Source organism: Streptomyces sp. BYX5S (genome assembly GCF_054724165.1).
The window spans coordinates 5,619,024-5,630,257 of record NZ_CM138829.1; the positions used below are offsets into that span (position 1 = coordinate 5,619,024).

Here is an 11,234-nt window from a genome sequence, read left to right on the forward strand (position 1 = left end):
GCCCGTTCCGGTTCGGCGCCGTGGACGTGGATCACTGGGGCGGGTTCCCGTGCTTGCGCGAGGGAAGACCGGCGTGCTTGGTGCGCAGCATGGCCAGCGAACGGGCCAGTACCGCACGCGTCCGCGCCGGATCGATCACGTCGTCGACGAGCCCCCGTTCGACGGCGTAGTACGGATGCATCAACTCGGCCTTGTACTCCTTGACCACGCGCGCCCGCACGGCGTCGGGATCGTCCGCCTCGGCGATCTGCCTGCGGAAGATCACGTTCGCCGCGCCCTCGGCCCCCATCACCGCGATCTCGTTGCCCGGCCACGCGTACGTCAGGTCGGCGCCGATGGACTGCGACTCCATCACGATGTACGCGCCACCGTAGGCCTTCCTGAGGACGAGGGAGACCCTCGGCACAGTGGCATTGCAGTACGCGTACAGCAGCTTCGCACCGTGCCGGATGATGCCGCCGTGCTCCTGGTCGACGCCCGGCAGGAAGCCCGGCACGTCGAGCAGGGTCACCAGCGGGATGTTGAACGCGTCGCACATCTGGACGAAGCGCGCCGCCTTCTCCGACGCCTCGATGTCCAGGACCCCGGCGAGGACCAGCGGCTGGCTCGCGACGATGCCGACGACCTGGCCGTCGATGCGGGCGAGAGCGCAGATGATGTTGCGCGCCCACCGCTCGTGGACCTCCAGGAACTCGCCGTCGTCGACGATCTCCTGGACGACGCGGGCCATGTCGTAGGGACGGTTCCCCTCCAGCGGCACGAGGTCCAGCAGCGCCTCGGTGGCCCTGTCGGCCGGATCGTCACAGGCCACCTCCGGGGGCGCCGCCCGGTTGTTCTGCGGCAACAGCGAGAGGAGGTAGCGGACTTCGGCGAGGCAGGTCTCCTCGTCGTCGTACGCGAAGTGGCTGACGCCGCTGGTCTCGGCGTGGACGTCGGCACCGCCCAGACCGTTCTGCGTGATCTCCTCGCCCGTGACCGCCTTGACCACGTCCGGGCCGGTGATGAACATCTGCGAGGTCTCACGGACCATGAACACGAAGTCCGTCAGCGCGGGCGAGTAGGCCGCGCCGCCCGCGCACGGGCCCAGCATCACGCTGATCTGCGGGATCACGCCCGACGCCTTGGTGTTGCGCTGGAAGATGCCGCCGTACCCGGCCAGCGCCGAGACGCCCTCCTGGATCCGCGCGCCCGCACCGTCGTTCAGCGACACCAGCGGCGCACCCGCCGCGATCGCCATGTCCATGATCTTGTGGATCTTCGTGGCGTGCGCCTCGCCCAGCGCCCCGCCGAAGATCCGGAAGTCGTGCGCGTACACGAAGACCGTCCGGCCCTCGACCGTGCCCCAGCCGGTGATGACACCGTCCGTGTGCGGCTTCTTCGCCTCCAGGCCGAACCCGGTCGCCCGGTGCCGGCGCAACTGCTCGACCTCGTTGAACGAACCCTCGTCCAGAAGCAGCGCGATGCGCTCGCGCGCCGTCAGCTTCCCCTTCGCGTGCTGGGCCGCGGTCGCCTTCTCACTCGGTCCGGCCAGCGCCTGCTCCCGCAGGGCGTACAACTCCCGCACTCTCGCGTGCGCGTCGGCCGGCTCCACACCGACCGAAGAGGCTGACGTCGTCATGACGGCCCCCTTCTCTCGTCGCCGCGGATGCGGTGCGTCCTGACCATCCGCGCAGCCTAACAAACCACACATGCGGTTTGTAAATGTCAGATGCAGAAACGCCTGGTCGTGACCCCGACTCTGGCGCAGAAACCTGTGTGCCGCCTCAGCGCCAGCTGTGCGGCGCCCGGTACAGGCCCTCCTCCTGCGGCCGCCAGCGGCGGGTCGCCGCGCGTGCGGAGCCGCGCCCGTCCCCCGCGCCGTCGCCGCCGTCCTCCCGGCGGGCGAGCAGCGTCAACAGAGCGACCACCGCCGCCAGTTCCTCGTCGTCGGCGTTCCCGCGCTCCACCCGGACCACGGCGTCGGTGCGTACCGGACTGCTCATCCGTTCCCCTTCCACGTGCCCCTGCGCGCCTCGTGCGCGCCTCGCGGACACCACGGTCCGCCTCGCCGCTCAAGACGCGCTCCAGCTTCGGTCGAGCTCCGCTCGGGGCCCGAACGGGCAGAGCCCCACGGCCTGTTGGGGACGCGGGGCTCTGCGGTGGTGCGCGGTGCGGTCAGGCCGTCCCGTGCATCCCGTGCAGACGGACCGGGAGGGAGCTGTAGCCGCTGATGATGAACGACTGCATGGGCGGCAGTTGCGCGAGCGGACGCTCCAGCGTCATGTCCGGGAACCGCTCGAAGAGGGCGGGCAGGGCGATCAGGGCTTCGAGGCGGGCGAGCGGGGCGCCCAGGCAGTAGTGCACCCCGTGCCCGAAGGACAGCCCGTCGCGGCGGCCCTCGCGCAGCACGTCGAAGGCGTGGATGTCCTCGCCGTCCGCGTAGAGCTCGGGGTCGGTGGCGGCGGCGCCGAACGAGATCAGGATGGTGTCACCCTTCTTGATCACCTGGCCGTCCGGCCCGTCGAGCGGGATGTCCTCCAGCGCGTACCGCAGCGGCACGTAGGCGGTCGGATTGTGCACGCGCAGCGTCTCGTTGACGACGTCGTCCCAGCTCGCGCGCCCCTCCCGGACGTGGCCCAGCTGGACGGGGTCGGCCAGCAGCCGGCCCACGGCGTTGCCGATGAGGTTGCTCGTCGTCTCCTGGCCCGCGCCGATCAGCAGGTTGAGGGTCGCGACCAGTTCCTGCTCGGTGAGCCCGTCGCCGGTGTCCTCGCGTGCGGCGATCAGTGCGGACGTCAGGTCGTCGCCCGGTTGCGCCCGCTTGCGCGCGACGAGGTCGCCGAGCAGCTCCAGGACCACGAGCTGCGCCCGGTACGTCTCGTCGCCGTCGGGCGCGGTCAGCAACGTGGCGTCGATGGCGGCGCACAGCCGCCGGCCGTCGTCGTGGCCGAGGCCGAACAGCTCCGAGATCACGCGCATGGGCAGCAGCTTGGCGAATCCGGTCCGCAGATCGACCGGCCCGTCCGGCTGCGCGGCCACGAGGTCGTCGAGCAGCTGCTGCGTCATCTTCTCGATGTCCGGGCGCAGTTGCTCGGTGCGCCGGGGCGTGAACGCCTTCGACAGCAGTCGGCGCAGCCGGGCGTGCCGCTCGCCGTAGGCGAAGAGCATGTTCTCGGCGGACACCCAGTGGTGCAGCGGCCAGTCCGCGCCGATCCGCCCCTCCCGGAAGGCGGGCCAGTGCCGACGGGCGTCCTTGGAGACACGGGGGTCGAGGAGCAGTTGCCGTGCGACGCCGTGCCGCGTGACGGCCCAGGTGAGCACGCCACCGGGCAGTTCCACCTGTACCGCCGCGCCCTGGGCGCGCAGCCGGTCCGCCTCTCCGGCGAGATCCCGGCCCGTGACGTCGAGTCGGTACGGGCAACCGCCACCCGTACCGGCCGCCGTCAGCGTCTCCGCGGTCGCTTCCTGTTCCATGAGCGCACTCCGTTCGGCTGGGTCGTGCGGGACACATGTCGTGCGGGACACATTCCGTGGTGCACGCCCCTGGCGCCGTGGACCGATGCGCGGATCCGGCCGGGCGGGGCGACGGTTCAGTCGGTACCGGTGCGGGGGTGGGCGCCGGCGTCGTCCTGCTCCGCCGACTGCGCGGTACGGGCCGCGATGGCCTCCTCGTACACCTTCGCGGCCCGCGCGGGGTCGAAGTCGACCCGCACCAGGACGCCGGGGACGGCGACGGCCGTGAGCAGGAGCCGGTAGAGCTCGGCGACCCGCTCGGGCAGGTCGGCGCGGCCCGTCATGATGTCCGAGTGCACCTGCACGCCCGTGAAGGCGCCGACGATCATCCGGGCCAGCGAGTCGATCTCGACCGCGGGCAGCAGCTCCCCCGCCTCGTCGGCCGCCTGGAGGACGGAGCGGGTGAACTCCTCCCAGGCCCGCATCGGCACCTGCCGGGCCTCGCCGATCTGCGGGACACCGTGGTCCAGCGTGAGCCGGATGCTGCCGCGCAGCAGCGGGTCGCTCTTGAGCATGTGGGCCAGCAGCAGCGCGCCGTCCGTGAGCTGCTGGAGCTTCAGCGCCCGGGTGGGCACCTCGGGCAGGGCGTGGCGCTGCTCGGCGAGAACGCCGCGGGCGAGCTCCTCCTTCGAGGCGAAGTGGAAGTACAGGGCACCCTTGGTCACCCCTGAACGCTCCAGGATCTGGGAGATGGTCGCCGCTTCGTAGCCGGTCTCGTCGAACACCTCGGCCGCGGCCACCAGAACTGCGCGCCTCGTCCGCAGGGCGCGTTCCTGTCGTGCCACCACACACCTCCCGTGATCCGTGAACCGCCCGGAGCACGTCGACGAAGTCCGGGCGATGGGGGCCGGTGGGGCGGCCCCTGCGAGCGCAATACTAAACCAGCTGGCCGGTTTTTCAAGGTCTCGGCCGTCGAAGAGGCCGCTTACGGGCGGAGTCCCGCGCTCCGTCCGGGGCCTCCCCCTAGCGCCCCGCACTGGAGCGGAGAGTTCCCTTTACCTGGGCTTCTCTGCCTTTCGCGGTCATGCCCGCGTCTGGCCTGCGTCTTCAAAACTTCGCTTGCAAAAAACCGGTGCGTCCGTATCTTTATGGCCCTGTACTGCTCCCAGCCATCGCTCGATGACCATGCGGAGAGGTCCATGACCCTGCTGACGTTCCAGAAGCACGCTTCGCACAGCCCGGGGGAAGGGTCGAACGGAGAGCCCACCCCCTTGCGCGCCACCCTCCCGGCTCCCGCCCACGGCGACCCCACCGCACATCGGGCCGCAGCGATCCCGCCCGCCGCAGAACCGGCCAACCCGGCCGAACCGGCCCCGGTCACCGCCGAGTTGACGCGGCTCCTCTTCGACCGGGAGGAACGCGACCGGGTGCACGCCGACTGGCGCAAGCTCCTCGCCCGCCCGGAGTTCCGCCACGTACCGGGCCTGTCCCGCGAGGCGCGCACCGCCCTCGCCTACGACCGGCTGCGTCTGGTCAACAGCACCGTCGATGCGGAGCAACTGGCGCGCGATCCGCACCGGTTGGCGAGTCTGCACGAGTGGGCCGGCGTCTCGGACGGCTCGTTGGTGACACTGTCGTCCATCCACTACAACCTGTTCCTCGGCAGCCTCCTAGACCATGACGGCGCCGACCGCCGCGACCTGTCCGACTTCACGTCGATGCGCCGCGTAGGAACGTTTCTCTGCACGGAGCTGGACCACGGCAACGACGCCTCCGCGCTGCGCACCACCGCCACCCTGGACCGGGAGACCGGCGGGTTCGTACTGCACACCCCCGACGCGGGCGCGCAGAAGTTCATGCCCAACACCAGCCCGACCGGCGGCCCGAAGAGCGCCGTCGTCGCGGCCCGGCTGCTGATCGACGGCGCGGACCAGGGGGTGTTCCTCTTCCTGACCCCGCTCAGCGGCGCGTCGGGGATGCTGCCCGGAGTCCATGTGCGCAGACTTCCGGAGCGGCTCGGCAGCCCGGTGGACCACTGCCTCACCGCCTTCGACCAGGTGCGCCTGCCGCCCGACGCGCTGCTCCAGGGGGACCACGGACAGCTGGGCGCCGACGGCTCCTTCGACAGCGGGGTCGGCAGCCGGCGCAAGAGATTCCTGCACGCGATAGGCCGGGTGACCACCGGCAAGCTGTGCATGAGCGCCGCCGCCATCGGGGTGTCGCGGGCCGCGCTCACCATCGCCGTGCGGCACGCCCAGCACCGGCACATCAGCGGCCCCCGGTCCGGCGAGCGCATCCCGCTGGCCGCCCACCGCAGCCACCACGCCCGCCTGCTGCACGGCCTGGCCACCGAGTACGCGATGGTCTTCCTGCACCGGACGGTGCTCGACCGCTGGGTCGGACACACCCCCGAGGAACGGGACGAGGTCGAGCGCCTCGCCGCCGTCGCGAAGGGCTGGATCACCTGGCAGGCCCGCGACATCACCACGGAATGCCGTGAACGGTGCGGCGCGCAGGGCCTGTTCATGGTGAACGCCATCGCCGACTACCAGGCCAACCTCGAAGGCACCATCACCGCCGAGGGCGACAACCTGGTCGTCTGGCTGAAGGCCGCCGCCGAAATGATCTTCTCCTACGACGCCGGGGAGCCGGCCGCGCGCCCCGTCGACGCGGAGCAGCCCCTCACGGACCTCGCCTTCCTGCGCGGACTCCTCGGCGACGTCGAACGGATCTGGCAGGCCAGGGCCCGTACCGCCCTGCGCGAGGGCCCGCGCCGCGACCCGGTCGGCCGCTGGAACGGCACGTCCACACCGGCCCTCGAACTCGTCGCCGCCCACGCCCTGTGCCAGGCCGCCGACGCCTTCCTCACGGCCGCCGAGCGGGCCACCGATCCCACGGCTGCCCGGCTGCTGCGCTCCTTGTGCCGCCTGTTCCTGCTGCGGCAACTCGCCCCGCACACCGGCGACCTCCTCGCCCACGGCCGGCTCACGCCGGGCCACGTCGACGCCTGGTCCCTCACCACCGACGCGACCGTCGCCACCCTGGCCCCGCACCTGGGCACCCTGGCCGACGCCTTCGACCTGCCGGAGGAGGCCCTGTCCGACATCCCGCTCGCGGGCCCCCACCCGCACATCGCGTGAGACACCTCCCGCGCGACCCATGAGCGGGAACGCAAAAGGTCCTGGTCGAGAGTCTCGACCAGGACCTTCGCAGAGCCACGGGCTCATGTGATGTGTCCGAGGGAGAGAGGCGTTAAAGGGCCCGTTCTTTTCAACTTCGGCTATGGAAGCGGCTCTTCCTCAGCCCAGATCATCTTGAAGCGTGACGTTGACTGACGCGCAGTGGGCGCGAATCGAGTTCGTTATGCAGTTACGGATGTAGTCGAGGGGAATGCGGCGGTCGACAATTCGGCGCAGCCGCCTTCGGTAAAGGGCGGGACCGAAAGCAGCCCAGCCTCATCCAGATCCCACTGGATCCGCGTCACACTGGCGCGATCTCGACGCGCCGCACCCCACAGTTCCAGCAACCTAGGAGTAGTGAGCGTCATGGGTTCCTGAGTGCCACGATCGTGCTACCGCACCCGCTCGATCAGGTCACGCCGCCCCCTTGCCCCCCCCGCACCGGGCTCGCCGTCGTCCGGCCTCCCCGGATCGCTTCCACCATCTGCCACCAGGGCCACGCGCGTCGCGGCATCAAAGCGACGCAGCTCAAAGACCGTGAGCAGCGAACCGAGCGACTGCAACGGATCTGACTGGAACGTCTCACGGCGAAGATCCGTCCTGACCCACTCGATGGGCCTGATGTGCCGCATGCCGTAACCGGAAGAGCTGACCGGCCCAGTTCCGCAGGGTGTAGTCGTTCTCGTCGGGACAGGCGGCCTATACGACCTCGCGGATGTCGCTTCGCTCGATGCTCGCGGAGAGGTCGGTGGTTCCCGTCCAGCCCGCGATGGCGAGACCGTGCTCCAGCGCATCGTTCTCGCGCTCGCCGTGCCGCCCCGCTCTGTCCACCCACACACGCACCTCGGCACACCCTGCCCCAGAACTGAGAAGTGCTCAGATCCCGCCGACGCCCGGAACGATCATGCAAGTTGATTCAGCAACTGATCGCACCACAGTGGCTCATAATCGCCGCCCCGAATGCGATGAGCGTGACCGAGTGCACAGTTGCCGCTCGCTGGCACGTCCCCCGAAGTCAACTCATGGCACTCACATGTCCCCCTGGTGACGACCTCTCACGCCGTACGCTGCCGTGCTCCTACCCTCTGCCACATCACGCAACCAACCAGGCATTCGCGACATCATTCCGGGCCCCGACTGCCGCCGCCCACCGGCGGCACGGTTATGCTGCCGCCACACCACGATCAGAATCCTCAACAACCACGGTGCGCTGCTGCCGTACAGGCAGGGAGGCCGGAGTGGGTGACCACTTCAAGACAGATACTGATGAGCTGGCGCAGTTCATGAAGACCCTGAACGATGCCAAGACCGCTCTCGAGGAAGTTCGCAAGTCCCTGCAGAACGTGGCGCCGCACGGCATCGGCACCAAGGATCTCGACTCCGCCTGCAATGACTTCCAGGAGCACTGGAAATACGGCTCGGAGCAGATCGCCGAGCAGACCGGCAAGCTCGCCGAGGGCATCAAGCAGACCAAGAGCAACTACGAAGAGGTCGAGACGGCTCTCGAAGACGGTTTCCGTAAAGCCGCAGCCCGGTCGGGGGAAAAGTGACTGCGAATCCATACACCCACCTCGGCTTCAACCCCGCACCGGGCAACCTCGGCACCGTCTCCGCACTGACGGCGAAGCTGACCAAGTCGGCCGAGACGATTTCCGAAGCTCACAGGATGATCACAAAGCTTCGGAGCGGGACCTCCTGGGAGGGCGACGCGGCAGTCGCGTTCCGGGAGGAACTCGACGGCGCGATCCCGACGAACCTCAAGAACGCCTACACCTCCATCGACAAGGCCGTCGCGGCACTGACCGCCTGGCAGAGCGCGCTCGACGGATACCAGGACCGGGCATGGAGGCTCGACGGCGAGGCGAAGGCGGCCAAGGAAGAGATCCAATCGGCGGAGGGACAGGCGAAGAGCGCCTCGGCCAACCCCGATCTCAAGCTCGCGGGCCAGACGTTCACTGACGACGCCGAGCTGAGGAGAGCCCAGGCCCGTCTGGACACGGCGACCCAAGAGCTCAACAAGGCGCGTGAGGCGGTCACCAACGCCAATGACGCCTACAGCAACGTCATCAGGCGAGCGAGGGAGCTGGAGGACGATCACTCCACCGGCGCCCGCAACCAGGCTCGCATCATCCGGGACGCGACGGACAACCTGGCGCCCGAGGAGCCGAACTGGTTCGAGAAGGCGATGGACTGGGTCGGCGACAACCTCACCGACATCCTCGGTGCGATCGCCGCGATTGCCGGTCTGGCCGCGTTGCTCTTCGCCGTGCCGGTCGGCCCCATCCTGTTGTTGGTGGCCGCGGCGGCCAGCGCTGCCACCCTGGTCTCCCGGCTGTCGGATCCCGTGGTGCGGGCCTCGATCAAGGACGGTTTCACCAAGGGCGAGTTCGATGCGGATTTCTGGAGCAACTCCGTCGGGCTGGCAGGCGACGCGCTAGGAGTGGTTCCGGGAGCCGGGGCCCTGGCTCGCGGTATCAACGGCGCAGCGCGGGCGGCAGGCGCCGGTGCGGAGGCTCTCTCGCTGGGGCAGAAGCTGTCCAGCGCGGGCAGTAACACTTGGACTGCAGCCCAGCGCATCGCCTCCGCTGACAACCCCCTCACCACCTGGATGGTGAAGGGCGCGGCGAACCCGTCTGCCTGGGCGAAGGGCATCGATATCGGCGTTTCCGGCGCCGGTGCGGTGACTGGCGCCTACGGTGTCGCCAAGAACGCATGGGACGACATCAAGAACGACACCGTGGAAAACGTCGGCACCGGCATGGATGCTGCCCGTGCCGGTTCGTTCGACGCCGCCGGCCACGGTGCCACCGCCCTCAAGACCCTGCAGGTGCTGTTCAGGTGACACACACGACATCAGCCGATCCCGACGGCAGCGTCAAGTATGGGTATGAGATCCAGCAATCCGCGCTGCGGCAGGACTGCGACGTGTGGTTCGCGACCCCACCGGGTTTCGTGGAGATCCCGATCGCCGCTCTCTTCGCCGAACCTGGTTCGCCCGAGGCCGCGCGGACAGTTGAGGCCGTCAACGCGCTCCTCGCGCTCGTGCCGGAGGACAAGCGCGCGGACTTCCTGACGCAGCTGGGTGAGGCGCGGACCCTCAGTGGGCTGATGCTCGAGGAAGGCGTGGTACATGTCGCGATCGGCGCGCACGAAGGCGACGACGGCGAGATGATCTCCTCCGTCCTCACCATCACCAGCAAGGAGACACCCTTCTCCCCGCCGAAGCTGGCAGCGGTACGGGCGGCGACGAAGCGCGAGAGCGCGGTGCCAGTAGCCGTGGTGGACCTGCCGTGCGGCCCTGGCGCGTTCACCGAGACAGTGGTCGAGGTGCCCGCCGAGGTCGCCCCGGGGCGGCCATCGCTGTATGAGGTGACGGCATATCTCCCCTACCCCGGCGGGCAGGGGATCGTCGTCCTCACCCTCACCACCACCGCGGTCGAGGCCCGGGAACACTACCGGGACATCCATCGGGGGATCGCCCACATGGTGAGCTTCGACAATCCGCTCCCGGGGGAGATCACGGAGCAGATCGCCGAGTCCGATGTCGCAGCATCCGTACGCACCGCTTTCGGCTGACCCGCCAGGAGAAGGAACCGGCCATGGACATGACCTCGATGAAGACGGCCTACGAGGATCCAAAGACCCGACAGGGCTGGCGCCGCACGGCCCTGTTCCGACTGGGCGCCTTCCTGCTGTCGCTGGTGTCCTTCCCCATCTGGCTCTTCTTGGTGATCATGACGTCAGTCTGGGCTCTGACGGTATTTCTCCCGATCCTGCTGGTGCTGCTCTACGTGGCCATGCTGAACGTCGTACGACTTTGTGAGGTCATGAGCCTGCGCCGGATCCTGCGGGTCTACCCGTGGCAGTCCTGCCATGGGGCCGCCAGCCTGGCGAACAATGGCACCACCCGGTTCCAGCTGGCCGATCCGGAGCGCCCCGAGAAGTCCGTCTCCGTCGGCCACGGCGACTGGTTGGGCAGCGGATTCACCTTCTGGGTTCGCGCGGTCAAGGCAGAGACGGTGCCCGAGGTGTGGTTCGCGGGAGACCCTCGGTTCCTGGGCGTCGTCGCGGTGCCCGGACCGCGCCGACTGGTCCGGGTGGCTCAGCGAGAGGCCCTCGACGGCCAGATGTCGGCCCGCAAGCGCGGAGTCGGCCCCGAGGCGAGGGAGCGCGCCAAGGCCGCGGGGGCGCGCGTCAGCTGAGGATCCCGCCGTCTCTTTGCACCTCTTTGCACCGACCTCTACGCCGCCCAGTCCCCCAGCACCTCGTCCGGGATCAGATACCGACATCGCCGCCCGTCTCGCCGTGGCCGAGAAAACCGACAAGCCCGGTTCTATGCCACGCTCGGCATCACCATCGAATACCGCCGCACGCAACGCAAAGCCCTGGTCGGGATCGCTCCCGGCCAGGGCCTGGTTGGTGAAAAGCTGGTCCGCTGGTGTCCGAGGGGGGACTTGAACCCCCACGCCCGATAAAGGGCACTAGCACCTCAAGCTAGCGCGTCTGCCATTCCGCCACCCGGACAAGGTGTCCGCCGCTCCCGGGGCCGGGGCCCGCGGCGACGAACAGAACCTTATCAAGGTCTCGGAGCGGCTTTCACCAGCACCTATGCACCGATGCGCG

Annotated in this window: 10 protein-coding genes and 1 tRNA gene; 5 read left to right on the forward strand and 6 right to left on the reverse strand. The window is 69.2% G+C overall.

From position 1 onward, the window contains the following. Positions 1–31 precede the first annotated feature (31 nt). The 4 genes from ACYBSK_RS25535 to ACYBSK_RS25550 form a co-directional block, all read right to left on the reverse strand. Positions 32–1,618: an acyl-CoA carboxylase subunit beta gene (locus ACYBSK_RS25535; RefSeq protein WP_460243490.1), complete on the reverse strand. Its 1,587-nt coding sequence runs from the start codon at positions 1,616–1,618 to the stop codon at positions 32–34. Positions 1,619–1,763: 145 nt separating this feature from the next. Next, complete coding sequence (locus tag ACYBSK_RS25540; protein WP_460243491.1) at positions 1,764–1,982, reverse strand: acyl-CoA carboxylase subunit epsilon; 219 nt, start codon at positions 1,980–1,982, stop codon at positions 1,764–1,766. Positions 1,983–2,154: 172 nt separating this feature from the next. Beyond that, entirely contained in the window at positions 2,155–3,453 is a 1,299-nt protein-coding gene (locus ACYBSK_RS25545; protein ID WP_457479562.1) for a cytochrome P450 family protein, read from the reverse strand. A gap of 116 nt (positions 3,454–3,569) precedes the next feature. Beyond that, positions 3,570–4,277, reverse strand: coding sequence for a ScbR family autoregulator-binding transcription factor (locus ACYBSK_RS25550; protein WP_460243492.1), 708 nt, complete (start codon positions 4,275–4,277; stop codon positions 3,570–3,572). 354 nt (positions 4,278–4,631) lie between these two features. Here ACYBSK_RS25550 and ACYBSK_RS25555 point away from each other — a divergent pair, with 354 nt between their 5' ends. Then, positions 4,632–6,572, forward strand: a complete 1,941-nt coding sequence (locus tag ACYBSK_RS25555) for an acyl-CoA dehydrogenase family protein (RefSeq protein WP_460243493.1) — start codon at positions 4,632–4,634, stop codon at positions 6,570–6,572. A 738-nt stretch (positions 6,573–7,310) separates the two neighbouring features. On the opposite strand, the gene ACYBSK_RS25560 is transcribed toward ACYBSK_RS25555, so the two are convergent. After that, positions 7,311–7,442 (reverse strand): hypothetical protein, encoded by a 132-nt coding sequence (locus tag ACYBSK_RS25560; protein WP_460243494.1) that lies wholly within the window; start codon positions 7,440–7,442, stop codon positions 7,311–7,313. Between the two features lie 407 nt (positions 7,443–7,849). On the opposite strand from ACYBSK_RS25560, the gene ACYBSK_RS25565 reads away from it, so the two are divergent. The 4 genes from ACYBSK_RS25565 to ACYBSK_RS25580 are packed head-to-tail and all read left to right on the forward strand — an operon-like array spanning position 7,850 to position 10,813. Beyond that, the gene (locus tag ACYBSK_RS25565) at positions 7,850–8,161 is read left to right on the forward strand and encodes a hypothetical protein (protein ID WP_460243495.1); all 312 of its coding nucleotides are present in this window, start codon (positions 7,850–7,852) and stop codon (positions 8,159–8,161) included. After that, on the forward strand, positions 8,158–9,453 hold the full coding sequence (locus tag ACYBSK_RS25570) for a hypothetical protein (RefSeq protein ID WP_460243496.1): 1,296 nt from the start codon (positions 8,158–8,160) through the stop codon (positions 9,451–9,453). The genes ACYBSK_RS25565 and ACYBSK_RS25570 overlap by 4 nt, the downstream gene beginning before the upstream one ends. Continuing rightward, positions 9,450–10,187: a hypothetical protein gene (locus tag ACYBSK_RS25575; protein WP_460243497.1), complete on the forward strand. Its 738-nt coding sequence runs from the start codon at positions 9,450–9,452 to the stop codon at positions 10,185–10,187. Before ACYBSK_RS25570 ends, ACYBSK_RS25575 begins: the two co-directional genes overlap by 4 nt. Positions 10,188–10,210: 23 nt before the next feature. Continuing rightward, positions 10,211–10,813, forward strand: a complete 603-nt coding sequence (locus tag ACYBSK_RS25580; protein ID WP_460243498.1) for a hypothetical protein — start codon at positions 10,211–10,213, stop codon at positions 10,811–10,813. A gap of 234 nt (positions 10,814–11,047) precedes the next feature. On the opposite strand, the gene ACYBSK_RS25585 is transcribed toward ACYBSK_RS25580, so the two are convergent. Next, a tRNA-Leu gene (locus tag ACYBSK_RS25585) sits at positions 11,048–11,135 on the reverse strand. Between the last annotated feature and the right edge of the window lie 99 nt (positions 11,136–11,234).

Excerpts from the sequence above, each read along its gene's own strand:
- ACYBSK_RS25540 (WP_460243491.1), bottom strand. The coding sequence starts at position 1,982 with ATGAGCAGTCCGGTACGCACCGACGCCGTGGTCCGGGTGGAGCGCGGG.
- ACYBSK_RS25535 (WP_460243490.1), bottom strand. The coding sequence starts at position 1,618 with ATGACGACGTCAGCCTCTTCGGTCGGTGTGGAGCCGGCCGACGCGCAC.
- ACYBSK_RS25555 (WP_460243493.1), top strand. The coding sequence starts at position 4,632 with ATGACCCTGCTGACGTTCCAGAAGCACGCTTCGCACAGCCCGGGGGAA.
- ACYBSK_RS25545 (WP_457479562.1), bottom strand. The coding sequence starts at position 3,453 with ATGGAACAGGAAGCGACCGCGGAGACGCTGACGGCGGCCGGTACGGGT.
- ACYBSK_RS25580 (WP_460243498.1), top strand. The coding sequence starts at position 10,211 with ATGGACATGACCTCGATGAAGACGGCCTACGAGGATCCAAAGACCCGA.